Source organism: Rhodococcus sp. 05-2256-B1, assembly GCF_002258465.1.
Lineage (GTDB): Bacteria > Actinomycetota > Actinomycetes > Mycobacteriales > Mycobacteriaceae > Rhodococcoides > Rhodococcoides fascians.
On record NZ_NOZA01000013.1, the window covers coordinates 113,507 to 139,889 of the forward strand.

General features: G+C 60.6%; 16 protein-coding genes. All 16 read left to right on the top strand.

Going from position 1 to position 26,383, the window contains the following annotated elements:
• Positions 1-45 precede the first annotated feature (45 nt).
• The 16 genes from CH285_RS05515 to CH285_RS05595 all read left to right on the top strand — a co-directional run bounded on the left by CH285_RS05515 (position 46) and on the right by CH285_RS05595 (position 26,318).
• The gene (locus CH285_RS05515) at positions 46-1,230 is read left to right on the top strand and encodes an NAD(P)/FAD-dependent oxidoreductase (RefSeq protein ID WP_015586168.1); all 1,185 of its coding nucleotides are present in this window, start codon (positions 46-48) and stop codon (positions 1,228-1,230) included.
• Positions 1,231-1,338: 108 nt separating this feature from the next.
• Positions 1,339-12,951 (top strand): non-ribosomal peptide synthetase, encoded by an 11,613-nt coding sequence (locus CH285_RS05520; RefSeq protein WP_254923896.1) that lies wholly within the window; start codon positions 1,339-1,341, stop codon positions 12,949-12,951.
• Positions 12,920-14,383 (top strand): methylmalonyl-CoA mutase family protein, encoded by a 1,464-nt coding sequence (locus tag CH285_RS05525; RefSeq protein ID WP_032364855.1) that lies wholly within the window; start codon positions 12,920-12,922, stop codon positions 14,381-14,383. The genes CH285_RS05520 and CH285_RS05525 overlap by 32 nt, the downstream gene beginning before the upstream one ends.
• A 98-nt stretch (positions 14,384-14,481) precedes the next feature.
• Complete coding sequence (locus tag CH285_RS05530; RefSeq protein WP_032382025.1) at positions 14,482-14,742, top strand: phosphopantetheine-binding protein; 261 nt, start codon at positions 14,482-14,484, stop codon at positions 14,740-14,742.
• Positions 14,739-16,322 (top strand): AMP-binding protein, encoded by a 1,584-nt coding sequence (locus CH285_RS05535; RefSeq protein WP_015586172.1) that lies wholly within the window; start codon positions 14,739-14,741, stop codon positions 16,320-16,322. The genes CH285_RS05530 and CH285_RS05535 overlap by 4 nt, the downstream gene beginning before the upstream one ends.
• Complete coding sequence (locus CH285_RS05540) at positions 16,319-18,163, top strand: condensation domain-containing protein (RefSeq protein WP_015586173.1); 1,845 nt, start codon at positions 16,319-16,321, stop codon at positions 18,161-18,163. The genes CH285_RS05535 and CH285_RS05540 overlap by 4 nt, the downstream gene beginning before the upstream one ends.
• Entirely contained in the window at positions 18,147-19,469 is a 1,323-nt protein-coding gene (gene ccrA, locus CH285_RS05545; RefSeq protein ID WP_015586174.1) for a crotonyl-CoA carboxylase/reductase, read from the top strand. The genes CH285_RS05540 and ccrA overlap by 17 nt, the downstream gene beginning before the upstream one ends.
• Positions 19,466-19,921 (top strand): cobalamin B12-binding domain-containing protein, encoded by a 456-nt coding sequence (locus CH285_RS05550; protein ID WP_015586175.1) that lies wholly within the window; start codon positions 19,466-19,468, stop codon positions 19,919-19,921. Before ccrA ends, CH285_RS05550 begins: the two co-directional genes overlap by 4 nt.
• Positions 19,918-20,673: a methylmalonyl Co-A mutase-associated GTPase MeaB gene (gene meaB, locus CH285_RS05555; RefSeq protein ID WP_015586176.1), complete on the top strand. Its 756-nt coding sequence runs from the start codon at positions 19,918-19,920 to the stop codon at positions 20,671-20,673. The genes CH285_RS05550 and meaB overlap by 4 nt, the downstream gene beginning before the upstream one ends.
• A gap of 312 nt (positions 20,674-20,985) precedes the next feature.
• On the top strand, positions 20,986-21,420 hold the full coding sequence (mce, locus tag CH285_RS05560) for a methylmalonyl-CoA epimerase (protein WP_015586177.1): 435 nt from the start codon (positions 20,986-20,988) through the stop codon (positions 21,418-21,420).
• 208 nt (positions 21,421-21,628) lie between these two features.
• Positions 21,629-22,828 carry a hypothetical protein gene (locus CH285_RS05565; protein WP_032384406.1) on the top strand — a complete coding sequence of 400 codons (1,200 nt, stop codon included), beginning with the start codon at positions 21,629-21,631 and terminating at the stop codon, positions 22,826-22,828.
• Positions 22,825-22,977: a hypothetical protein gene (locus tag CH285_RS27810; RefSeq protein WP_155289037.1), complete on the top strand. Its 153-nt coding sequence runs from the start codon at positions 22,825-22,827 to the stop codon at positions 22,975-22,977. The genes CH285_RS05565 and CH285_RS27810 overlap by 4 nt, the downstream gene beginning before the upstream one ends.
• Positions 22,978-23,367: 390 nt before the next feature.
• Positions 23,368-24,204, top strand: coding sequence for a hypothetical protein (locus CH285_RS05575; RefSeq protein ID WP_015586180.1), 837 nt, complete (start codon positions 23,368-23,370; stop codon positions 24,202-24,204).
• Positions 24,205-24,671: 467 nt separating this feature from the next.
• The gene (locus tag CH285_RS05585; RefSeq protein WP_141215048.1) at positions 24,672-25,271 is read left to right on the top strand and encodes a hypothetical protein; all 600 of its coding nucleotides are present in this window, start codon (positions 24,672-24,674) and stop codon (positions 25,269-25,271) included.
• Between the two features lie 101 nt (positions 25,272-25,372).
• Entirely contained in the window at positions 25,373-25,963 is a 591-nt protein-coding gene (locus CH285_RS05590) for a hypothetical protein (RefSeq protein WP_141215467.1), read from the top strand.
• Positions 25,964-26,057: 94 nt separating this feature from the next.
• The gene (locus CH285_RS05595) at positions 26,058-26,318 is read left to right on the top strand and encodes a hypothetical protein (RefSeq protein ID WP_032375870.1); all 261 of its coding nucleotides are present in this window, start codon (positions 26,058-26,060) and stop codon (positions 26,316-26,318) included.
• Positions 26,319-26,383 lie beyond the last annotated feature (65 nt).

Here is a 26,383-nt window from a genome sequence, read left to right on the forward strand (position 1 = left end):
GTGACCAAGTCGGTGTCATCGCCAGAGAAAGCCAGAAGGTTGGTAATGGATTACGACGTTGTTGTTGTTGGGGCGCGATGTGCCGGCGCTTCGGTGGCACTGCTGTTAGCCAGACAGGGGCGAAGTGTTCTGCTGGTCGATAGGGCCTCCTTTCCGGCGGACACCATGTCCACGTTGTATATCCAGCACCCTGGGGTCGTGAGACTCGCACAGTGGGGGATGCTCGATGATGTTGTGGCCTCCGGTTGTCCGCCTTTGGGCACTATTAGTCACGATGTGGATGGACTGAGTCTGATCGCTGCTACCCCGGCGAAGGACGGTGTTAATGCCGCTTACGCACCACGGCGGTACATACTCGACGATCTACTCATTCGAGCTGCCGTGTCAGCGGGCGCGGAGTTCTCGGATCGGACGTCGGTCCTAGAATTGATTTGGCACGACGAACGCGTCGCCGGAGTTCGCCTCCGGAGTGGAAATTCGACCACATCGGTGTCTGCTCGATTGGTTATTGGGGCCGACGGTATGCGATCAAAGGTCGCGGAACTTGTTCAGGCACCGATCCTCCGATCGGCACCCATAGCAAGCTGCGTGTACTACACCTTCTGGCAAGGCTTGCGAACAGGATTCGGATTCCATGAGCGAGTCGGCCGCTGGATAGCCCGTATTCCAACACATGACGACCTGACAATTGTGGCAGCTTACCTGCCGCAGAGCGAATTCTCGGTCGTTCGGCGGGACCCGCAGAGGGCGTACTTGTCCGCGATCGAATCGACAGCGCCGGATTTATACGAACAAATTATGGCACTCGACCGAGTGGATCGGTGGTGGGGTACGGGGGACCAACGCAACTATTTCCGTAAATCGCACGGTCCGGGCTGGGCATTGACGGGGGATGCGGCTCACCACCTTGACTCGATCAGCGCCCGCGGCATCACCAATGCGCTGATTCAAGCCGACCTGCTCACCGATTCTATTTCCGGGGTGGATGTCGGGAACTCGGTCGCAGTAGATGAGGCGATGGTGCACTTTGCACTGTCGACAGGAGCTGTTCTAGAGGAGCCGTACATGAGTACTCTCGCCCTGGCGAAGCTTCAACCGACGAAGTCCCGGTTGCGCATGCTGCATGCCATTGCCAATTCGCCCGAACTTACATCTCGGTACTTCGGTTTGGTTTCGGGGGCCATCGGGATGCGCGAATTTATGTCGGCCGAGCTCGTCGACTTGTTGTAGCTTGCTGATGAAATATTTCGGGTCTGAATCTAACGCTGAGGGTGGTCACCCGAGTGGTTCGCAAGGAAGTGTTTTGCTGGGCGCTGAAAGGGTTGAGCATTGATCCCGTTGTCTTTTGCGCAGCGTAGGCTGTGGTTTATCCACCAGTTGGAGGGATTGTCGTCAACTTACAATATTCCTCTGGTCTTACGCCTGACTGGTGAGCTCAGTGTTCATTCGCTGGGCAGGGCAATCGGCGATGTCGTGAGTCGACACGAAAGTTTGCGGACTGTTTTCCCCTCCCATGAGGGTGTGCCGGAGCAGCGTGTTCTTGGCTCGGCCGACGCAGACTTCGGCTGGGACGTAGTCGAAGCGTCAGGGTGGTCGACAGACGCGTTGAACGATGCAGTCGCACAGGCAGTGGGATACAAATTCGACCTCAGCTTTGAGATTCCGTTCCGAGCGCAGCTCTTCAGACTATCGGCCGATCAGCATGTATTGGTGCTCCTGATGCATCACATCGCGTCAGACGGCCAGTCCCTCACGCCCCTCGTACGCGACGTCGGGCTGGCGTACAGGGCCCATGTGGGCGTAGAGGTGCCTGCCTGGGTGCCGTTGCCATTGCGATATCGGGATTACACGCTCCGTCAGCGTGAGTCGCTCGGCGACGAGTCCGACCCCGACAGTGCGCTGAGCCGGCACCTCCTTTACTGGAAGAACACGCTAGCCGGATACGAGGGGCGGCTTGAGCTCCCAACCGACCGCCCTTATCCGGTCGTGGCCGACTATCGAGGCAATCGAATCCCCATCGAATGGCCCGTGTCGATGCAAGAGCAGGTGCGACAGTTGGCCCGGGAGCATCGTTCTACCGGCTTCATGGTGATTTCGACGGCGCTGGCGGTGCTGTTGTCCGAACTAAGCGGCACCTCCGATGTCGCTTTCGGTGTTCCAACTACGGGCCGACGTGACGCTGATCTTGCGGAGATGGTCGGTTTCTTCGCCAACACAGTAGTGCTCCGCGTTGATGTGTCTGCCAGTTCGACGTTCCGTCGCCTCTTGCAAAAAGTACGGGACGCGGTTTTGGACGCATTGGCCCACCAGGATGTCCCGTTCGACGCGCTGGTGGATCTCGTCAAACCTGCTCGGTCACAATCGCATCACCCACTGGTCCAGGTCATGCTCGGATGGCAGAACCAGATCTCCACGGAGTTGGACTTGCCGGGGGTGCTGGCAGAGGCGGTACCCACCATTTCTCGACAGGCCCGGATGGACTTGACCTTCAGTCTCCGGGAGCGGTACTCCGAGTTCGGCGAGCCGCAGGGAATCGACGGAGTGGTCGAGTACCGCTCTGATGTCTACGACGCTGCATCGGTCGAGACCATGATCGTCAGGCTTGGGCGAATCATCGCCGAGATGATCGCCGTGATCGACCAGCCAGTCATCTCGATCGACGTACTAGACAGAAACGAACACACTCATCTTGACCGCCTGGGCAATCGTTCTGCGCACTCTCAGACTGCCGCCAGTATATCCATAGCCGAACTGTTTGCAGCACAGGCGAATCGAGCGCCGGAAGCGCACGCCATGGTTTTCGAGGATCAGGTATGGACTTACAGGGAAGTTGACGAGGCCTCCACGCAACTGGCACATCTACTAGCCGTTCGTGGGGTACGCGGAGGAGAAGTTGTTGCTCTCATGCTCCCGCGTTCCAACAAGACAGTAATCGCGATCCTGGCAGTGTTGAAACTGGGCGCAACCTATGTACCCATTGACATCAAGCACCCCGATGAGCGGGTGGCGTTCATCTTGGGCGATGCCGCTCCAGCTGCCCTCGTGACCACTGCCGAACTGACTTGCCGGGTAGACTGTTTTGGTATCGAAGTTGTGGATGTCGACGACGACGCGATTGCCGTGCAGCCGGTTACGGCTCTGCCTGCGCCAGAGGCCGGCCAAGTCGCGTACATCATCTACACCTCCGGTACCACCGGTGTCCCCAAAGGGGTTGCCGTTACCCAGGCGAGCGTCACGCGATTGTTCAGCTCGACGGCTCCGGGGTTCGTGCCGTCCTCAAACCAGGTGTGGTCACTCTTCCACTCCTACGCGTTCGATGTGTCGGTATGGGAGATGTGGGGCGCGCTGCTACACGGTGGCCGACTGGTTGTCGTACCTGGAGAAATTGCCCAGTCCGCCAACGACTTTCATCAACTACTGCGAGACCAGAACGTATCCGTTCTGAGTCAGACACCGTCAGCATTTTATGCTCTGCAGGCAGTCGACATGCGCCGGCCGGGCGAGTCTCGGCTGAGCGGTCTAGAAGCGATTGTCTTCGCAGGCGAAGCTCTCGAACCGTCGAAGTTGCGACCTTGGCTAGATCAGCTGGATTCCTGGCCGCACCTGATCAACATGTACGGCACCACAGAGACCACCGTCCACGCATCGTTCCGGAGGATCGTTTCTTCTGACCTCGACAGCCATGTCAGTCCCGTGGGCGGTCCGCTTGCTGACCTTGCCTTCTTCGTATTGAATACCGGTCTCCGCCGCGTGCCGGTAGGAGTAGTCGGAGAGTTGTATGTGGCAGGTCATGGTGTCGGCCTGGGCTACTTGAAACGCATGGGGCTGACGGCGTCGCGGTTTGTTGCTTCTCCGCTCGGCCCGCCGGGCTCGCGGATGTACCGGACGGGTGACGTAGTGCGGTGGAACCGCGAGGGCGAGCTGGAGTATGTGGGCCGCTCGGACGACCAGGTGAAGATCCGTGGTTTTCGTGTTGAACCGGGTGAGGTCGAGGCTGCTCTTTCCCGTGTCGCGGGGGTGGAGCGCGCCGCGGTCGTGGTGAGGTCTTCGAGTTCGGGCAAGCAGCTGATCGGCTACGTCGTACCTGCGGAGACCGGTCCAAAAGTAAATGGTGCTGTGGTGCGTGGTGATGTGGCCGCGCACCTACCGGAGTACATGGTCCCCACAGTGGTGATGATCGTCGATGACCTACCGCTTACGGTCAACGGCAAGTTAGACAAGCAGGCATTGCCGAATCCAGAGTTCGCAGGCGGATCCTACCGAAATCCGTCGACCTTGGTTGAGGGAATTTTGGCTGAAATCTTTGCGCGTGTGCTGGACCTACCGCGGGTAGGGGTGGACGACTCGTTCTTCGACCTCGGCGGAAATTCGCTATCGGCGATGCGAGTGATCGCGGCCGTGCAGGAGTCGTTTGATTCATCGATCGGCGTGAAGGCGCTCTGGGAAGCCTCAACGGTATCGGGGTTCGCACGGTTGGTGGGTGGATCGCCGGGTGGCGGCGTGGCATGGGTCCCAGTAGCTCGTCCCAAGCGATTGCCGTTGTCGTTCGCTCAGCGTCGGCTGTGGTTCATCCACCAGATGGAAGGGCAGTCGGCGACGTACAACATACCGCTACTGATTCAGATTACCGGTTCTTTGGATGTCTGTGCGCTGCGCGCGGCGATCGCTGATGTTGTGGAGCGGCACGAGAGTCTGCGGACAGTGTTTCCAGCGGTGGCTGGTGTGCCGGAGCAGCGTGTCCTTGCAGCTGAGACTGACTTCGACTGGGACATCATTGACGCCACCACCTGGACGGAACTTCAAATATCCGACGCAGCGCGTGTTCGGGGTCAGCATGCTTTCGACCTAGCCGAAGACCTTCCTTTCCGCGCGGCGCTGTTTGTCGTGTCTGCCACTGACCATCGTCTGGTCGTGGTCATGCACCACATTGCAGTCGACGGGGGGTCACTTCCTCCGCTCCTGCGTGACCTATGGAGCGCCTACGGAGTCCGCGCTGCGGGCGAGTCGCCTTCCTGGTCGCCACTTCCCGTCCAGTACGCCGACTACACGCTTTGGCAACACGCTCTGCTGGGTGACGAAGCGGATTCGCAAAGCGTGCTCGCCGGGCAGTTGAAATTCTGGGAACACGCCCTGAAAGATCTACCCAGCAGGTTGGAGCTTCCCACGGACCGGTCGTACCCGGCGGAGACCGACACGAATGGGGGTCGAGTCGTCGTCGACCTGCCCGCGGATTTCCATGAATTGGCGCAGCGGATCGCGCGGGAACGCAATGCGACGACGTTCATGGTGATGTCGGCGGCGCTTTCGGTGCTGTTGGCGCGTTTGAGCGGGAGCGCGGATGTGGCGTTCGGGGTGCCGACGGCGGGGCGGGGGCGAACCGAGTTTGACGGCATGGTCGGGTTTTTCGTCAACACGCTGGTGTTGCGTACGCGGGTTTCAGCCGAGATGAACTTCGGTGATTTGTTGGAGGAGGTACGGGAGCGGAGCCTGGACGCGTTCGCGAACCAAGATGTGCCGTTCGATGCGCTTGTCGAGCGCCTCAATCCGGTCCGTACGCAGGCTCACCATCCGTTGATCCAAATCCTGTTCGCCTGGCAGAACGACCCGGTCCCCGACATCTCGGTGCCGGGTCTCGACGTGGAGACGGCGTCAGTCGACATCGGAGCCGCTCGAATGGACCTGGCATTCAGCCTGCGCGAGCGGTTCACTGCGGACGGTCAGCCCGATGGGATCAGCGGAATCGTCGAGTACCGCACCGACATCTTCAACGCCGAGACCGTAAAGCGCATGGCGGCTCGGTGGCAGCAGCTATTGATTGCGATGGCGGCGGGCCCGGATCGTCCTTTGGCTTCGTTCGACATCCTGGGTGAGGATGAGCTGACGCAGCTGGACGTACTGGGTAACAGGTCGGCTGTGACGGAGTCCGTTGCTGGCGTGTCGATTCCGGAGTTGTTCGCCGAGCAGGTGAGGGTGCGGCCGGACGTCATAGCGGTGGTGTTCGAGGGTCGGTCGTGGACGTATCAGGAGTTGGACGACACATCGACGCAGTTGGCTCATTTGTTGGCTGGGCGTGGGGTGGGAGTAGAGGACGTTGTTGCACTGTTGCTGCCACGTTCGGAACACACTGTGATAGCCATACTTTCGGTGCTGAAGCTGGGTTCTGCTTACTTGCCGATCGACATCAACACCCCTGACGAGCGCCTGGCATTCGTTCTACAAGACGCTGCGCCGGCCGCGATTTTGACCACGGTGAGCCTCGCTGGTCGCGTCAGTAAGTCCGGGGTCCCACTGATAGATGTCGAGGATCCCAAGGTCGCTGAACAGCCGACGACGACGTTGCCGGTGCCGAATGCTGACCTCCTCGCGTACATCATCTACACCTCAGGAACGACAGGCACACCCAAAGGCGTCTCGGTCACCCACCGCGGCGTCAATGACCTCATCGCTACCCACATCGCGCGCCTCGCCAATGTCGAGGACCCGACCACCGGCACTCTGGAACCCCACCACCACGTATGGACGCTGTTCCATTCATACGCATTCGACTTCGCGGTCTGGGAGATGTGCGGCGCGCTTCTGCACGGGGGACGGCTGGTCGTGGTTCCCGAAGAGGTTGCCTACTCTCCTTCCGATTTCCATAACCTGCTCGTAAACGAAGAAGTAACGGTGCTGACCCAGACACCCTCGGCGTTGGCACGGCTGTCTCCCGAGGGGCTACCGTCGATCGCGCTACTTCTACTCGGGGGAGAGACGTGCCCAGCCCAGCTAATCGAGCGATGGGTGACGCCTGAGCGAGCCGTGATCAATGCTTATGGCCCGACCGAGTGCACCGTCTACGTTTCGATGACCGAACCGCTAGTCCCTACAGGGGCAGTGCCGATCGGTGCCGCTGGCTCCGGCACTGCGTTGTTTGTGTTGGATTCCGGTTTGCGGCGGGTTCCGATCGGTGTGGTTGGTGAGTTGTATGTCGCGGGGCGGGGTGTGGCACGCGGTTATGTGCGACGGCCGGGCTTGACGGCATCGCGATTCGTCGCGTGTCCGCTCGGCCCTTTGGGTTCGCGGATGTATCGCACCGGCGATCTGGTTCGTTGGAATCACGACGGCGAGCTGGAGTATGTGGGTCGCTCTGACGATCAGGTGAAGATTCGTGGTTACCGCATCGAAATCGGTGAGATCGAATCGGTGCTCCGGACGGCCCCCGGAGTAGGACAGGCTGCGGTCGTCGTCCATGAGGACCACCCAGGGTACAAACGGCTGATCGGCTACGTCGTTCCCCACACAGACTGGGCGGGCGAGTTGGATGGCAACCAATTGCGCCGCTTGACCGACGCGTGGCTGCCCGAATATATGTCGCTTGCGGCGGTCGTGGTCCTCGATGCATTGCCCATGACGAGTAACGGCAAGCTTGACAAAAAGAGGCTTCCGGTACCTCAACTAGGACAATCGAACCAATACCGAGCACCGACTACTCCACTCGAGGAGAGCCTGGTTGACATCTACGCGCGCGTACTGAATGTGGAGAAAGTTGGAGTCGACGATTCGTTCTTCGATCTAGGCGGCGACAGCATCTCGTCCATTCAGGTGGTGTCCCGGGCCCGGCAAGTCGGTTTGTACTGCAAGCCCCGCGACATCCTGGTGGAGCGAACCGTGGCACGACTTGCCCACGCTCTCCAGCTCTCGGTCCCGGAGCAGTCTCTCCTTCGGCCGGCTGAGGCTGGGCCCGTCACGGCAACGCCGATCATGCGGTGGCTGGCATCTCTCACGGCACCGACAGACGAGTTCAACCAAACCATGTTGTTCCAGGGGCCGCAGCAGGCGAAGTACAGCGACGTGGTGTTGTTACTACAGGCATTGGTCGATCGGCACGCCATGCTCCGGTTGCAGGTGGACAACGCCCCGACTGAGGACGCGGACAACTGCATCGTCCTACCAACAGGCTCGATCAGCGCAGCCGACTGTGTAACCCCCGTCGTGGACTTCTCCGATACCACGTTTGCCAATGCCTTGAGCCGTCTTGACCCGCGTCGAGGAGCCATGGTGCATGGGCTGTGGGCTGAGCGCACCCGCCAGCTGTTGCTCATCGTCCACCACCTCGCGGTCGACGCGGTCTCCTGGGGAATCATCCAAAGGGATCTCGCAACGGGTTGGCGCTGCCTCACCGAGCGGCGAGAAATTACCCTGGATGCCAGCGGCACCTCGTTCCGTGAGTGGTCAACGATGTTGGCGCAGTACGCTGCCGAGCGGAAAGTCACTGACCAGCTTCCGCATTGGCAGCGCATTGAAGCCGTTGCCACCCTGCTGCCCAGCCCGCACCCGACTCCTGGTATCTGGCGCGATGTGGAGCATCTGTCGGTCAGCATCGACACGGAGCTAACCGAAGTGCTGGTAACCGACGTGACTGCGGCTCTGCACATCAACGTTCAGGATCTGCTGCTCATCGCACTCGGTTCTGCCCTCGCTGAACAGCACCAGCACTTCGACGTCCCTTTCCGCATCGACGTGGAGAGCCACGGACGTCGCGATGAAATCGGCAGTGGGATCGATTTGACCAACACCGTCGGATGGTTCACCGCAAAGCACCCGGTCGCTTTGAACGTCGTACCCATGGACCGTGACACTGTTCTGACCGGGGGCTCGGACATGGGTATCTGGATAAAGGACGCCAAGGAACAGCTGCGTGCCCACCCCGACGGAATCACCTACGGTCTTCTCAAGTATCTAGGCACCAACAATCTGTCTGGCGTAGATCCCGCCATCGGCTTCAACTACCTCGGCCGGCGCAGCGTGAGCCAGCTCGACGCACCCCTCGAAGATTGGCGGATCCTCGGACCGACTGAATCGCCTGATGCTCGACGCTTTGGTTCCCGCTCGATGCTGTTGCCGCACACAGTCGGCATCAATGCAGCCGTGCTAGCCGAAGGTTCGCAGTCAGAACTACACGTGTCCTGGAGTTGGACGAGCACACAGGTGGATCGCTCCTATATCACCGAGCTGTACGCGCGCTGGTATGACGTTCTAGCTGGAATTGCGGCGTACGTGCAGAACGGCGGCGGAGGACTGACTCCCTCCGACGTCCTGCCGGCGGTGGTCAATCAGCGGCAGATCGATCAACTCGCACAAATCGTGGAACCAGCAGACCTTCTCCCGCTGACTCCGCTTCAAACCGGGCTGCTTTTCCATCGCCGTTCCGGCAGTAATGAACCCGTAGAGCTGTACACCGTGCAACTGGGTATCGAGATTGCTGGCGTACTCGACGTGCCGCGCTTGCGCGAGGCCGCTCATACAGTCGTCGGACGCCACCCCAACCTAATGGCTCGGTTCGTCTCCGAGGGTTTCCCCGAGCCGGTGCAGATCATTCCGACACGCCCAGACATACCGTGGACGGTAGTTAACGGCTACGAGTGCGATCAGAGGCTGCTGGATGCAGAGCTCGCCGCCTGCGGCAACCTCGTAGATGAGGCACCGCTACGGATTCTCCTTCATCAGACTGGGACGAATAAGCACACGCTGGTGCTATCCGTCCATCACATCGTGGTGGACGGTTGGTCAATCCAGATTCTGCTCAAAGAGATGTTCGCCGTCTACGAACGGGAGACTCTGGCACCCGCGCCCACCTTCCGAAATTACGTCGAGTGGCTATCCGCCCAGGACTGGAGCGCGGCGCGGCGGCATTGGCAGAAGCTGCTGGCGGGACTTCAAACGCCGACCTTGTTAGATCCAGGAGATCGCTTCACTGATGCGCGATCGCTGTTGCGAGTCGACCTCCCTATCGACGTCACGCGTTCTGTTGAGCAGTTGGCTCGCTCGCAAAACACGACCATGAACATCGTGCTACAGGCCGCCTGGGGCCGTCTGCTGGGCGCATTGACTGGCAGCGGAGACGTCGTCTTCGGCACTACCGTATCGGGGCGGCCAGCAGAACTGTTCGGCAGCGAGTCGGCGGTGGGCATGTTCATCAACACCGTCCCGGTAAGAGCATCCCTGACCGCGACGACGACCACGGCTGAACTGATCGGCATGCTGCGGGACGACTACCACGATGGGCTAGACCACCAGTTCGTGGCCCTGGCCGATATCCAGCGCGCCGCGGGACATCAACAACTGTTCGACACCCTCTTCGTCTACGAGAACTACCCACTGAGGATGTCCGGCGGGCAGCTCGAGACAAACGGACTGAGCGTACGCATAGCCTCAAGTCGCGAGTTCACTCACTATCCAATCGCCTTACAGATCTGGCCCGGTCCACAGCTGAGGGTGCGGCTGGAATACCGCATGGCGGTCCTCGACGAGCGGTTGGCCAAGCAAATCCTGGTATGGCTCCAGACACTATTGATTGCGATGGCGGCGGGCCCGGATCGTCCTTTGGCTTCGTTCGACATCCTGGGTGAGGATGAGCTGACGCAGCTGGACGTACTGGGTAACAGGTCGGCTGTGACGGAGTCCGTTGCTGGCGTGTCGATTCCGGAGTTGTTCGCCGAGCAGGTGAGGGTGCGGCCGGACGTCATAGCGGTGGTGTTCGAGGGTCGGTCGTGGACGTATCAGGAGTTGGACGACACATCGACGCAGTTGGCTCATTTGTTGGCTGGGCGTGGGGTGGGAGTAGAGGACGTTGTTGCACTGTTGCTGCCACGTTCGGAACACACTGTGATAGCCATACTTTCGGTGCTGAAGCTGGGTTCTGCTTACTTGCCGATCGACATCAACACCCCTGACGAGCGCCTGGCATTCGTTCTACAAGACGCCAAACCAGCAGCAATAGTGACAACGGTAGCGCAATTGCACCGGGTCGATGAGAGCAAAGTGGCAGTCGTGACCCTCGGGGGCAGGGTCACCGTCGAACCTCCCACTGTCACCTTTCCATTCCCCCATCCAGAACTGACGGCCTATGTCATCTACACCTCAGGAACGACAGGCACACCCAAAGGCGTCTCGGTCACCCACCAGAACGTGACGCAACTGTTCACCAGACCCGCACGGACGTCCGAATTGTCGCCAGGACAGGTGTGGTCGATGTTCCATTCGTACTCGTTCGATGTGTCGGTGTGGGAGATGTGGGGCGCTCTGCTGCACGGTGGCCGCTTAGTCATAGCCTCTGAGGACACGGCCAACTCTGCCACCGACTTTCATGACCTACTTGTGAACGAAAGTGTTTCGGTTCTGACCCAGACCCCGTCCGCCCTCGGCCGGCTGTCACCGCAGCGGCTGAGCGCATTGAGGACCATTTTTGTGGGGGGTGAGGCGTGCTCGCCCGAACTTGTCGATCGGTGGGCTTCAGGCCGAGAAATGATCAACTCCTACGGTCCTACCGAAAGCACCGTTTACGCCTCTATGAGTGCGCCCATGAAGCCTGGTCATGGAGCTCCTATCGGTACGCCGGTGCCGGGTGATGCGTTGTTTGTGTTGGATTCCGGTTTGCGGCGGGTTCCGATCGGTGTGGTTGGTGAGTTGTATGTCGCGGGGCGGGGTGTGGCACGCGGTTATGTGCGACGGCCGGGCTTGACGGCATCGCGATTCGTCGCGTGTCCGCTCGGCCCTTTGGGTTCGCGGATGTATCGCACCGGCGATCTGGTTCGTTGGAATCACGACGGCGAGCTGGAGTATGTGGGTCGCTCTGACGATCAGGTGAAGATTCGTGGTTACCGCATCGAAATCGGTGAAGTGGAAGCAACACTCGCTGCCTTGACCGGAGTGGAGCGTGCGGCAGTGGTGGCCCGTGATACCGATACCGGCAAGCAGTTGATTGGCTACGTCGTACCTACCGAGGTGTCTGCGGGAATCGATGGTGGGGCGCTGCGCGAACGAGTTGCCGCGCGATTGCCTGCGTACATGGTTCCGGCCGTGGTGATGGTCATCGACGAGTTGCCGTTAACTGTCAACGGCAAGCTGGACAAATGGGCGTTGCCCGAGCCGCAATTCGCCAGCGGCGTTCACAGAGCGCCGTCATCTCCGGTTGAAGAAATTATCTCCGGCATTTTCACGAAGGTTCTCGACCTGCCGCGAGTCAGCGTGGACGACTCCTTCTTCGACCTGGGCGGCAACTCGCTCTCTGCGATGCGTGTCGTAGCCGCCGTGCAGGAAACCTTCGACTGTGAAATCAGCGTCCGTGCACTCATGGAAGCCCCCACCGTAGCGGGCCTGAGCAAACAACTCTTCAACTGGTCCAGTTCCGACGAGATACCTCAGGTCGTGAAGTTGTGCCGAGGGCCAGGGCGTCCACTTTTCTGCATACACCCTGGTGGGGGCGTCAGCTGGGCGTACCGCGCCTTGGGAAGCATCGTGCAGCGCCCAATATTCGCTATTCAGCAAACCGTCGACGGCGAACGTCCGCGTACGGTCCGCGAAATGGCCGGCGAGTATGCCGACCTCGTCCAGTCAGTCCAGCCCGATGGGCCCTACGACCTGCTGGGATGGTCCTTCGGTGGTGTCGTCGCCCACCAGATGGCTACCGTGCTGGAACGGAGAGGGGCGCACGTACGTCGGCTAATACTGTTGGACGCAGCTCTAGTAGAACCCGGTACGACACGCTCGCCAGACGCGGATTTCAATGAGACCGACGTCCTGCGGCATTTCGTGTCCAAGAACGTCGACCTGCCCGATCTGAAAGAATTGACCTCTTACGAGCAGGCCACGGAATGGCTGGAAACTCATTCGTCACTCGGCGCAGCTATTCCGCCAGCTTGGATGATCAGCCACGTCGTTCGCAATCTCCGATTCAATTCTGACCTCTGGCACGGCCACACACCGGACCTATTCGGGGGCGGCGCTGTGGTGTTCCAGGGAAGCGATCACGAACGCGATCCAGGTTATTCAAGAGACTGGACACGTTTTATCGCTCGTCCAGTCACGGAGATCGCAGTGGAGTGCGAACACAACGACATGTTGAGTCCCGATGCGTTGGACGCCTACGGCGACCGGCTGCGTGCAGAACTGGAAGGCGACGATTATGAGTAAACCAGGCGAGTTTCCTTATGAGGCAGGTATTCATCCCAAGGGCTATGTGTCTAGGCCATGGACGATCAGGCAATTGGCTGGGCTTGGCGACGGCGTAGACACCAATAGGCGGTTCCATTATCTCCTCGACCAAGGCGAGACAGGTCTTTCGTTGGCTTTCGACCTGCCCACCCAGCTCGGACTCGACCCGGACGATCCAACGGCTGCCGGTGAGGTCGGTCGCGCCGGGGTCTCGGTGTCCACCGTCGACGACTTGGCCGCAGTGTTCGACGGAATACCGCTGGATCAGGTGTCAGTCTCTTTCACCATCAATGCGACCGCACCGATGATCTTGGCCCTATGGATCGTGGTTGCCGAAGAATCAGGCGTCAACCCTGCGCTATTACGTGGCACTTTGCAGAACGAAATGCTGAAAGAGCACGCGGCTCGCAAGGCGTTCGTGTTCGACTTGGACGACAGCTTCCGCTTCTCGTTAGACGTTATCGAGTACTGCATACGCAACTTGCCCAAGGTCAATCCGGTATCGATCTCGGGTGGACACGCCCGTGAAGCCGGTGCGAGCCGAGCAATGGAAGTGGCGCTCGGCATCGCTGATGCGGAGACGTACTTGCAAGGGATGCTGGAGCGGGGGTTTACCGTCGACGAGGTCGCACCCCGGCTCAGCTTCATCTTTGGGACCCATATGGAGGTTCTTGCCGAGGCGGCCAAGTTCCGTGTCCTACGCAGGATGTATGCCCGCCGCATGGTGGACCTCTTCGGCGCTGCTGACGCGAAGTCGAGCCGCATGCGTGTTCAGGTCAATACTTTCGGCTCCGCTCTCGCCGCCTCCGAACCGCTCAACAACATCGCGCGTACGACCATTCAGGCCGTAGCGGCCGTCCTCGGCGGGGTGCAGTCTCTGCATGTGTGCGGCTTCGACGAGGCCGAACAAACGCCTGGGCAGCTATCGGCACGCATTGCGCTGAGGATTCAGCAGATCATCTTGAAGGAAACCGATCTAGCCAGATACGTCGACCCCCTCGGCGGGTCCGAGGCAATAGCTCGCATCGCCGATGAAATCGAAGCAGAGGCTACGGGGTGGCTAGATGACATCGCTGCCCATGGTGGCTTGTTGGACTGTCTGCGCAGTGGCTGGCTGGAATCGCGCATTGACGACATGGCCTACGCCACCCGCGGCCCCGTCGTCGGCGTCGTCGAAGCCGAGAGTTCCGAAGAAGAGGAGTGGCTCACTGAAAGGCAACTGCGTTCGGGTGTCGTACCGGGCCGCCGCCGTCCCTTCGAGCGCGGGGTTTGTAGCGCAGAACTACGTGCTGTGACCGATGACGTGGCCGCGGGCCGCAATGTCATGAATTCGATGATCGCAGCAGCACGGGCTCGGGCCAGCATCGGCCAAATGCAACGGGCGGTGGCAGAAGGGCTCGAATCGAAATGACCGCATCTAACCGGAGCAGCAGCAGTCCGGGTCAATCCCGTACCCAAACACACTCAAGGGTGCAGCCAACTGACCACTCGGATGGGGAGCAGAGAAATATGAGCAAACAACGGATGGCTACCACTATTACGAGTTTCTGGGAACGGGCTCTCGGCGAAGAAAATCTCACGCTCGATGACAATTTCTTCGATTTGGGCGGTGATTCGCTCACGGCCGCGAAAATCCTTGCCCTTATCCAGCGGGAGTATGGGCTGCAAGCGGAATTGCATCTAATTTTTAACAACCCCACCATCGAAGAATTCGTGGAGGCCGTTGATGAAGAACTAGCAGGGGTAGCGCCGCGGGGAGAAGATGCATGACCGCCCCAAAATTCAAGTCACTGTGGGGAGGTCCGGCGACACCCGATTGTCACTTAACTGGATTTGTTCGCCGTGTCACCCACGATCCGGGGCGTACGGCTGTAGTCGACGCCGATCGTTCGTACACCTACGGAGAACTGGCAGCTTGGGCGCAAACGGTGTCGTCCAACTTGACGCTGGCCGGCGTGAACGTAGGAGACCGGGTTGCGGTATCGCTTCCGCGAGGCGCGGGTGCAGTCGCTGCATTACTCGGGGTGCTGCTGCATGGAGCGACGTACGTCCCGTTGGACCCCGAGTACCCCGTGGAACGGATTCAGTTCATGGTGGATGACTGCGCACCTCGCGCCCTAATCGCCACCACGCGATCACGTGTGAACCACCACGCCCCGCTGGTCGACATCGGGCTGCCCCCCGGAGTAACCCAACCGATCGACCTGCGCGCCGTCGCGTGCGATGCCGCACTTCCGGTCTACATCATCTACACATCCGGATCGACCGGCTGGCCGAAGGGCGTAGCGCTGAACCATCTCTGCATCGACACAATGGTCGATTGGCAAACATCCCACTCACCCCACCCCGAACTACGCACCGCACAGTTCGCCCCGCTAAATTTCGACGTCTCGTTCCAGGAGATATTGGGCACGCTGTGCGGCGGCGGCACGCTTGCGATCATGCCGGAGAAGCTACGCCGTGAACCAGCCCAATTGCTTCGATGGCTCTCCGATCAACGAATCGAGCGGCTGTTCGTCCCATTCGTTGCGTTGCAGATGCTGGCAGTGACGGCCCAGCGGGACATGCTGGCGCAACTGTGCTTGGTCGAGGTAAATACCGCCGGTGAGCAAGTAGTGTGCTCGGAAGATATTCGCGCAATGTTCGCATGTATGCCCGGCTGCCGGCTGGTCAACCACTACGGACAAAGCGAATCCGCCATGGTGACCTCGCACATCCTGGGGCCCGATCCGTATGCCTGGCCCAATCTGCCACCAATCGGCGAACCCCTGCCGGGATGCGAACTACTCATCGCGCCGGAAGTTCCAGAAACTCCGAACATCGGAGAGCTTCTCGTATCCGGAAATCCATTGTCGGATGGATATCTGGGGCGTCCCGAGCTGACAGTGGAGCGCTACGTCAGCATCCTTCCCTCACCAGCCGGTAACACCCGAGCCTTCCGTACCGGTGACCTGGTGGAGCTGACAGACAGCGGCTTGCGCTTCCTATCCCGAATGGACAGCCAGATCAAAGTGCGGGGAATCCGCGTTGATCTCCTAGAAATCGATGCGCAGTTGCTAACAGCTCCCGACTTCGCTGCAGCGGCGACGGTCATGGTGGTGACTAAGTCCGGCCATGCCAGCCTGCGCGCCGCAGTAGTCCTTCGTGAGGGCTGCACCGGCCCAGTCGAGGCCAACGCTCTTAAGCGACTACGCAAGGTACTGCCCGAGGTTTCGGTCCCTGTTTCGGTGACGGAACTGCCCGAACTGCCCAGGACCCCCAGCGGGAAGGTTAATCGTGAGAGAGTCGCTGAGCTCATCGCAGATGACTGCCGGCGGCGTCGCCGACACAGTCAGGGCGGTGACGAATGACCACAATCCTGCACGATAGGCCCGCCGATGCGGGCCAATACGCACTCTGGGCCGAAGCCACGATTGATCCCTCGATTAGTGGCGGCGGATATTTCGTGGCGACCTTTCGCGGTGTACTTGACGAGCATCACCTCGAGGCCGCTGCGCGCGCCGTGCTTGAACGACACGAGCCGCTGCGGTCGGTGCTGCGGCTTGTGCGGGGACAGTTGCGCCAGTGCGTCCTGCCGGCACTTGAGGCATGTTCTTTCGAGCGCGCCACTATCCCATGCGAAGACGGCTCCGAGTCGGCGGCGGTCCGAGAATGGTGCAAGCAGCGCGAACAGGACAAGCGCTGGGACCTAGCCACCGAGGCACCAATTCGTTTCCAACTTCTAACCCATGCTCCCAACCGCTGCTCGATGGTCTTCGAGGCTCATCACGCCGGCTTTGACGGGCGCAGCAAGTTTATTGTCGCCCGCGATTTCTCGAACTATCTGGGGAAACTGAGAATCGGCCATCAAGTGAATCCGACGCCGCTGGCCGCGCCCAGTACGCCCGTTGCCACGGAGGCAGTCACCGCGGAGGCCATCGAATTTTGGCGTACTGCTATCGACAAACGGATGCCCTTGACACTTCCCGAGGGCGGCCGTCTGGGGCAGCGGTCCATTGCTGCCTCGCCGACAATCGAACTGGAGCCCTCAGCGGTTGCCGCCCTTCGCGCGATCGCTCAAAACCTGCAGGTGAGCACATTCACGATGCTTTTCGCAGCGCTCACTCGACAAATGACGGCTTACGACAACATTGATCCGGTGTTGTCTGTGGCTTCGGACGTCAGTGACGAACACACCGGACATGTCGCCGGCTTGCAAACCAACGTGGTCCCCGTATCCATCGAAACCTCCCGCCAGATGGCGACGGAAAAATCCGTTGCCTCGGCCCGCCGGGCGCTCACACACTTGGCTCGCTATCGCCGCGTCCCGTTCGTGGACCTGGTGTCCGGTGTGCCCGGCAGACCCCTCGCTCGGCTCAGTACTGAGCTCGGCCTGTCATTTCCCCGTCCGCCAGCCCAACTTGACCTGGAAATCCCCGGCCTACGTTCGGAGTGGGAGTTTTTCACGCCAAACACAAACGCTGCTTTGGCCAGAACGCTGCAGATCCGTGCGCACTGGCCGCAGTGCCGGGTGCGGCTCGACTATCGCCAGGATCTGATGGGTGCAGCGGAAGCAGAAATATTTCTTGCCGATTTTCGCACTGCTGTCACAGATCTCGCTTCAGACCGAGAAACATCCTTGGTCAGCTCTACGAGCAAAGTCCGGCCCCGAGCAGCCGGCGCGGGGACCCCGTACATCTGTGCTGGCGTCCGCGCGGGGACACTATGTAACGACGACGCTCCCCACCCTCCGCGCTTGATGCCATCGGACGGTGTGAGATTCACCGTGCGTGGCCGGTCGGAACAGTTACTGCCCTGTTGTATAGCGGGCACGATCTGGGTTCATCTCGCCGACGGCCGCGAGGTTTGCACCGACGACTGTGGGTACGTCGCGGCAGACGGCGAGATGCGACACCTAGGACCTCGGGAGGGTCGGTGGATCCGCACCCGAAGCCTCATTGATGCCTCCGCAGTCGCCCGCGTCGCCCGAACCCACACTTGGGTACGAGAGGCGGAAGTGCAGCTGGTGAGGGGCCGTACCGACACCGCGGTGCTCAGTGTGTCTGGACCAACTCGCAATGTCCCGAGCGCACGAGAAATCCGAGCACATCTGCGGACTTTTCTGCACGCCAGTGATCTGCCTGGACGTATCAAAATCACCTGTACCGACACCCTACCGACGAACAAGGATGACAATGAACGAACTCTCTGAAGCTGTAATCGCGGGTGCCTCTCCGGACGTACTTGAGAGCCTTCCCGTCCCACCTGAATACAACGCCGCCTACCTAGATGTAGAAGACATCCAGATTTTCGCCGGCGTCGAGGACAAAGACGTTCGAAAGTCGATTCACCTCGGCAGTGTGCCCATGCCGGAACTTGCTCCTGATGAGGTGTTGGTCGCTGTTATGGCAGCGGCGATGAACTACAACACAATCTGGTCCGCTACCTTCGAGCCGATCCCCACTTTCAACTTCCTGCGGCACTACGCAAAACAGGGCGGCTGGGCCTCTCGTCACGACCAGCCGTACCACGTACTGGGGTCGGACGCAGCCGGGGTGATCGTGCGCGTCGGGGCCGGTGTGCGCAAGTGGAAGGTCGGGGACCATGTCGCCGTAGGGACGGCTCATGTCGATGACCAGGAACCGCTCACCCATCACGACGGCATGCTCGGCCACGAGCAGCGAGCATGGGGGTTTGAGACAAACTTCGGAGGCCTCGCTGACTATGCGGTCGTCCGCGCGAGTCAATTACTACCCAAGGCAGCGCACCTCACCTGGGAAGAGGCTGCCAGCAACCCATTGTGCGCGGGAACGGCCTACCGGATGCTCGTCAGCGAGCGCGGTGCCAACATGCGTCAAGGCGATGTAGTCCTCATTTGGGGCGCGGCGGGTGGCCTCGGTGGCTACGCCGTGCAATTCGTCCGCAACGGCGGCGGCATACCAATCGGCATAGTCAGCTCGGACGCAAAAGCCGAGGTCGCCCGCAAGCTTGGCTGTGAGCTGGTCATCGATCGGCGCGAGATCGGTGAGATTTCCGCTGACCCGGACGCCACCGTCGCGGCAGGAAAACTGCTGGGCAAGATCATCAGGCGAGAGATCGGAGAGGATCCGAACATCGTCTTCGAGCACGTTGGCCGCGAGACCTTCGGCCTCTCGGTATTCGTGGCCCGCCGCGGCGGCACAATCGTCACCTGTGGATCGAGCACGGGTTACCAACACACGTTCGACAACCGCTACTTGTGGATGCGCCTGAAAAGAATAGTAGGCAGCCACGGGGCGAATTTGTACGAGCAGTGGCAGACGAACCGCCTCATCCAGCGCGGCCAAGTGCAACCTATGTTGTCTGAAGTGCACCCGTTTCAAGAGACACCAGAAGCCGCACGCAGGATTCAACTAAACGAGCACCTCGGCAAAGTTGGCATACTTTGCCTAGCACCCTCGAGTGGGCTCGGTGTCACCGACGTCGACCTGCGTTCCCGGATCGGCGAGGCGCGGATCACACCGCTGGTGACGGCATGACAGCTCCGAACCCGAGCTTCGACGCAGGAAAGGCCGAAGGCCGCGTGCATCGTGTCCGAGTGGTGGTTGCCAAACCTGGGCTGGATGGCCACGATCGCGGTGCCAAAGTTGTGGCGCGCGCACTTCGTGATGCCGGCATGGAAGTTATCTACACCGGATTGCGTCAGACACCCGAGCAAATCGTCCGCACCACTTTGGAAGAGGGTGCCGACGCTGTCGGTCTGTCACTGCTATCGGGCGCTCACATGGAACTGGTACCCCGCGTAATCGAGCTGTTGGCCGAGAATAACGCGATGGAGATACCCATCTTCTGTGGCGGCGTCATTCCACCTGGAGACGCACGCAAGCTCGCTGAAATGGGAGTGCTCCGGGTCTTTACCTCTCGGGATTCCCTTCAGGAGATCACCCGTTGGGCACAAACGAACCTACATCCGCTCAAGGAGACGGAGTGACGAGGCACCAGAACTGTCAGACCTTGGAGTCTGCACGGCAAGGCAATATCAGGGCGCTGGCGCAACTAATGACTCGCGCGGAGAACTACGCCATCACTGAGGTTGACGTCATCTCTCCGGCTGCACCGGACCACCCCCGAACCGCCTGTACGGTGATTGGCTTGACAGGTCCTCCTGGTGTCGGAAAGTCGACGTTGATTTCATGTCTTATCGCCGAGTACCGCAAGCGGGGTCAGCGCGTGGCAGTGCTCTGCTTTGATCCGTCATCGCCGATAACCGGCGGTGCGCTCCTCGGTGACCGCATCCGTATGCAGGAGCACTCAGATGATCCCGGAGTTTTCATTCGGTCAGTGTCCAGTCGTGGCCATCTCGGAGGACTTTCGGCCACGGCCAGGACAATGATCGCGATCCTGTCTGAGATCGAATTTGACAGGATCTTGATCGAGACGGTCGGAACCGGGCAGTCAGAGGTGGAAATCGCATCAATCGCGGACGACACCATCGTTGTTCTAGCGCCTGGAGCAGGTGACGGCATCCAAATGGCCAAGGCTGGTGTTCTGGAAATCGCCGACCTCTACGTCGTAAACAAGGCAGATCAGAACGGAGTCCACGCAGTACTTCGCGAACTCCAGGCCGTGATCGAGCTTGGTCAACGCGACGTCCCCATTGTGACGACTACCGCCAGCCGTCAAGAAGGGGCCGCCGAGGTAGTTAGAGCCCTTGAGGCCAAGCGAAAATCTCCTATGACGTAGAGCTGGAGCAGATCGTTCCTCCAGTCATTACCTCTGCCGCGCTTTGCAAAGCAGCGAAGCTTTGGGCCACCGTTAGGTGATCGAAGTCTGCGACATCGACGGGGACACCTGCATGGCACGAAATCACCTGCGCAGCGGCTTGAACTGGGCCCGAGTCAAGGGTTGGGCTGAATTTGACGACCTAGGCAACCAAGCAAAGTAGGGACTGTTGGCAGAGTTCAGATTGACTGATCTTGTAAATATCAGTCAGACAAGCGGATTCGGTCATGTCAGCATGTTGCATAGCGAGCAGTTATGCGGTGGACTGTAGGCATGCTGACTCGAATTGACCATATCGGGATTGTTTGTTTCGACCTCGACAAAACCGTCGAATTCTACAGTGCCACCTATGGATTCGAGGTTACTCACCTGGAATCGAACGAGGAGGAGGGTATCCGTGAAGCGATGTTGAAGATCAACGAGACCCCGGACGGTTACGCCTCGTACCTCCAGCTGCTGGGCTCGACCCGGGACGACTCAGTAGTAGGCAAGTGGCTGGCCAAGAACGGAGAAGGCGTCCACCACATCGCATTCGGCACGAACGACGTGAGTGGCGAAACAGAAGCCATACGGAGTAAGGGCGTCCGGGCACTCTACGACGAGCCGAGACAAGGTTCAATGGGGTCCCGAATCAACTTCCTGCACCCAAAGGATTGCCACGGGGTCTTGACTGAACTCGTCACCGCCGCAACACCAGACTCCGAATGACAACTGCCAGTTAATGTTGCGATGGTCCATATCGTCAGAGTGTTGATGCGGATTTGTGCCATGGAGTGGTAGACGAGGGGGCGGGATGGGAAAATTGGCGCGGCGTTCGGATAGAAGAGGGCAGAAGCCTCGGAATGCGAAGGGCACTCGGGTTCGCCGTGATGGATTCGACGGTGAGTTCGTTCCAGGGCAACAATTTTCGGTCGACATGCGTATCCGCCGTCAGGCCGCCGAGGTGCTGGAAGCAAAGGTCACCGCGGCGCGGTGGCCCCTTGTGCTCGAGGCCATCGAGGCCGCAGCCTGGCCGGTGGAGACCTACCTGGGAAAATTCCTTAAGGGCGGCTACGACGTGATCCGGTTTCGGTCCGACCCGGCCGACGTGGGCGAGATGCTCCATAGGTTGTCCCGGATGACGAAGCTGCCGGTCGAAGCTGTTGCGCGGGAGCCCCACAAGCACTTGCCCTTCTGGCTCGATGACGAACCGGAATCGCACGATGTCGGCCTGCAGCCCTTCCGTTGGTTCCAGATGCTTTACTACAGCCACTTCCTTCTGCGCGCGTCGACGGCGGACCGGTATGCCTACTATGCGACGCCGGAGATGTCTGCGTTGATCGAGGCCGGCCAGAGTGCCGATCGAGACCATGATGTTGCTGTGACCGTGGCCGATCTTCCCTCGAGCAGAGGAGTTCTCTATCTCGCTCCAGCGGATGGAGTGCCCGACCACGGGCGGGTCCTGGTGTGGAACGAGACAGGTCGCGACAGTGGAAGTGGAACCGATGTTCTCCTGATAGCCATGCTTACCGTTCCTGCTTTGCGGTGGTGGTTGGCGCGGGCCGACGGGGCACTTCCTACTGACGGAAACCGGTTGTACCGCGTCGTCAACGACTACCTACCGGTGTTTCCTTTCGCCGAGGTCCAGCTCAGCCCAGCCGAATCCGATGCTGCGCCCAGTGCACCGAACCGATCAGGAGGCGCGGGTTTCACGGACGTCGGTCCCGACGAACCTGCGCATTCCGTGACCGCCATGAATGACCTGGATTACGTTGCGCGAACGTTCTTCTCGATGGTGAACATGCTGCGAGGCAACAAGTTCGTGGAGTCCACCCGCCAGCAGTCGGCGCGCATGCGAGACAACGACGGCGTAGTCAAGCGGATGCGTGAGGTGACGTATTTGTCGTACCGGCAGCCGCGGTCTGCATCCAGTGCTTCATCGTCGGAAGGATCTGGCAAGCTCTCGCACCGCCACGTCGTTCGGGGGCATTGGCGTCGGCATTGGTATCCATCGCAGAAGCGTCATCTACCCATGTGGATCGATGAGCATTTGCAGGGGCCCGCGGATGCCCCGATTGTCGTCAAGAGCAAGGTGACTGTGGTGCGCCCGCCTGCGGAGAATGAGAGTGTTGAATGACCAACGACCGTAGTTTCGATCCGGACGCCGATCACGGCCAGGCGGGCTGGGTGACTCTGCCCAGTGGACAGCGTGCTTACCGCTACCACGGCTCGGACGACCTGATCTACGACGGAGCAACCGCCCCCGAGGCCGACGCGTCGAACTAGACGTAGATTGGAACTCCTCGGCGCAGGCTCGAGAAGACCGATGCACCGTCATGCCGGAAAGAACGACGCAGCTCGTCCAGTCATTCACATGAATGATTGTTGCCTGGGAACCACAAAGCAGCGCTGTGCGTCCAACACAGCATGGACGACGACGAGTGCGCAGCCATCCGTGACGAGGGGCGCGACCCCAGCGACCCGGCCGTCGTAAGCGCCCTCGACCAGGTGAAACGAACGCTTCACCTATACCGGCATCTCGCCTGGACCTTCACGGCAGACGACCTCGACACTCGCACCCTCCACCGCTGAACGCGCCCACCTGCACGTTCGACAATCGAACATGCGTTCGATACGGTGTGGTGGTTCCTATCGGCGCGCGAAAGGTCGATCCACATGGCCACCGTCGACGCAATCGGGGACCTCACCGGCTTGGGCAAGGCCGAACAGCTCGCCGCGCTCCGACGCAGCATGGCCGCGATCCCCGGACGACGTGTCCACGCACCCATCGAGCCCGTCGACGCATCCCTGTTCGCCCCATCTCAGCCAACGGCCCCGCCCGCCGACGAACAGACCCTCAGCGGCCCTGTGCGTTCACAGACCCTGCGCACCATCCCCGTGCCCACGCCACTGTCGGAACTCCTCCCACGCGGTGCGCTGGCCCGCGGAACGGCCATCTCGATTACTGGTGCCGGATCGATCCTCGTCGGTCTCGTCGCTACAGCCAGCGCGGCCGGCCACCACGTCGCATTGATCGGGCAGTCGAAGTTCGGACTCCTCGCCGTCCACGAGCAGGGCGGCGACCTGTCGAAAATCCACCTGATCGACCCAGGCCAAACAGACCCCCTCGACGCTGCGAGCCTCTGTATCGAGGGCCTCGATCTGGTCGTGACGACCGTGCACGGACGCGATGTTCCGCCAACCCGGGCGCGTGCCCTGTTGGCCCGAAACCGTACGCACGCAGGAATTCTCGCGATCACGAACGGACGCATGCCCGGTCTCGACCTGGCAGTCTCCTCGCGGCCTGTCGCGTACGGCGGAATCGAGCAGGGCAGGGGCCGTATCCGGTCGATCACCCTCGAGACCACCGTGCACGGGCGCGGTATCGCCGAGCGCACCGGCCGCTACACCCTCACCGCGCCCACGTTCGGCGAACAGGGCCTGCGGTGGATCCCGAGCAGCGTCGACGCGGCCGTCCTGCACCGGCCACACGGTCTGGCGGTCGTGCAGTGAGCCCCGAGATGTACGAGAACTGGCCCGTCACTTTCGATCCGCCCACACGCCTCGTTGTCGATCCCCCTCAGAGAGTCTTGGTCAGCGTCGCGCTCACCGTGGCTGGCTCGTCTGGAGGATCCTTCCGTGACGGGGTGCCGCTCAAAGTCCGGTCGGAAGGTCTCGCGATGGACGTCAAGGCCCCTGGGCTTTTTCACGCATGGGCGAAAACTGGAAGGGGACAGTGGATTTGCTGCCTAAGTTTCAAAATTCCGATCGGGAACGGCAAGGGGTACCTTCAGCTCTTATGACGGTCGTTCATCTTGTGTCTATTGTCCAAGGTTGATTTAGAGGCTGCCTGCGATCAACGACTCCGGCGGTTGTGTGCGGACTCGATCGCCTGCCCGGGAGAAGCGTGCCGCCGGCTGGAAGATGCGCCCCTGCTCGGGGAGGTCGAAGCGAACGAGGTCAAGTGTAAATTCGAGACGGTGAATGTCCCGACGTGGCAACAACTCACAGCGCGCAATGCCGCGGCGACCGACCTCAACATGTCAGGCTCGCTGCACGTTGTCGGTGTGACCGACACAGGCTTCGTCGACGACCGTTTCGAGTTCCGCTACGGCCGGGGTGACCGCTGGTGGGTCGAACGCAATGGCGAGATCGTCTACTCATCGTCGAGCTCCACTGATACGGTCCCCGTCGCCCGCATCGATGGACAGATGGTCCACCAACGCACCACCAGCCTGATCCGCCTCGGCGCACTGTTCACCCCGCGAGATCTCTTCGGCCCGCGTTCACTCCTGACTCGGCGCACACCACCTCAGCACGTCACCCAGGGCCCGACGGCGATCGACCACGCTGACCGTCCGGCATGGTCGACCGAGCTGACATCGCCCACTGGACTCACCACGACAATCGTCATCGACGATGGAACCGGCCTCATCGCGAGCCTAAGCAGCCGCGATCACAGCAAGGCGCTCCACCTCGAGAAACTGACCGAACACGCTGAACTGCCCGACGATCGATTCGCGTGGGACGGTGACACCATCGAATCGAATGATCTGAGGAGCTTCCGGCTGTCCTGGTAGCTCACTGCCGAGTGACCCTGGCTGGTACGTGGTATCCGATCTGCATGCAGACGTGCGCGTATTCCTGCATGCACGGGTCGACGTGCGGATGTGGTCGATCCGTGCGCAGATCAGTTCTGGGGCGGGCAGCATGGACGACCATGGGCGATGTCATCGAGTTTGTGCCGCGGTTCTCACTGACTGATCGGCAGCGGAAGTTGTTACGGATCCACGCGTGGGTGTGCGCCGACATGGCGTACGACGACGTCGAGGAGCGCGGTGATGATCCGGTCGACACGGTGCGGTGGTGGTATTTGTTGAACCGACTTCCCGAATGCACATTCGCCGAGTCCGCTCTGTGGCGACGTCAGATGGCCCGATCTTTCGACGACTTGGCTCAGGACCTCGACGCCGGTCGGCTACCCCGGCCTCACACGATCGCCGAACAGCTCGCGCTCATGATCGTCATCGCCCAAGCCGCCGCAGCGCTGGCCGATGAGGTGTACGGCGACGATGTTGCCGTACTGGCGTCCCATCCGCGGGACGTCGACTGGGACGCCGTCACAGACGTTCTGATGGGCGACCGCGATGTCGAGGTGTTCTATCACCCGGCGACAGCGGCACACGGTCTACGTGTCTTTCCATGCGATACGTGGTTCACGGCCATGGACGGACACGAGCCACGTGACCCTCGGCGGGGATTTCGACGGTAGAAGCCTCGGGTCATCGCGAACACAACGCGACCAGCAACTTGCCATTGTTCGGCAGGTCTTTGATGCTTGATGGTGTTGTGCACTATGGCTTTCCGTGTTCGGGTACGGTGCGATTATGGCTACGAACATGCTTATCGACCCGGCTCGTGTCGTCACCGCCCGAGGCCGTCACCTCGGGAATTATCGCTTCGGGCTCGTCCGCTACGAGCCTGAGAAGTGGGGGCGGATCATCACAGCCCCAGATGAGGGTCAGACGATTCTCGTTGCACCGGTCGACGGCTCGGACGCGTTCGATCTATCGGTGATCCGCGACGCTGAGTTCGACGTTCTTCCGGTTACCTCGGATGGTGTCTGAGCCGCCCAGGGGGAGAAGCAGAGGGCTGACACCGTCGAGTGTGCTTCCGCGGCTGGGGGTGTGAG

Excerpts from the sequence above, each read along its gene's own strand:
- CH285_RS05515 (WP_015586168.1), top strand. The coding sequence starts at position 46 with ATGGATTACGACGTTGTTGTTGTTGGGGCGCGATGTGCCGGCGCTTCG.
- CH285_RS05530 (WP_032382025.1), top strand. The coding sequence starts at position 14,482 with ATGAGCAAACAACGGATGGCTACCACTATTACGAGTTTCTGGGAACGG.
- CH285_RS05535 (WP_015586172.1), top strand. The coding sequence starts at position 14,739 with ATGACCGCCCCAAAATTCAAGTCACTGTGGGGAGGTCCGGCGACACCC.
- CH285_RS05540 (WP_015586173.1), top strand. The coding sequence starts at position 16,319 with ATGACCACAATCCTGCACGATAGGCCCGCCGATGCGGGCCAATACGCA.
- ccrA (WP_015586174.1), top strand. The coding sequence starts at position 18,147 with ATGAACGAACTCTCTGAAGCTGTAATCGCGGGTGCCTCTCCGGACGTA.
- CH285_RS05550 (WP_015586175.1), top strand. The coding sequence starts at position 19,466 with ATGACAGCTCCGAACCCGAGCTTCGACGCAGGAAAGGCCGAAGGCCGC.
- mce (WP_015586177.1), top strand. The coding sequence starts at position 20,986 with ATGCTGACTCGAATTGACCATATCGGGATTGTTTGTTTCGACCTCGAC.
- CH285_RS05565 (WP_032384406.1), top strand. The coding sequence starts at position 21,629 with ATGCGTATCCGCCGTCAGGCCGCCGAGGTGCTGGAAGCAAAGGTCACC.
- CH285_RS27810 (WP_155289037.1), top strand. The coding sequence starts at position 22,825 with ATGACCAACGACCGTAGTTTCGATCCGGACGCCGATCACGGCCAGGCG.
- CH285_RS05575 (WP_015586180.1), top strand. The coding sequence starts at position 23,368 with ATGGCCACCGTCGACGCAATCGGGGACCTCACCGGCTTGGGCAAGGCC.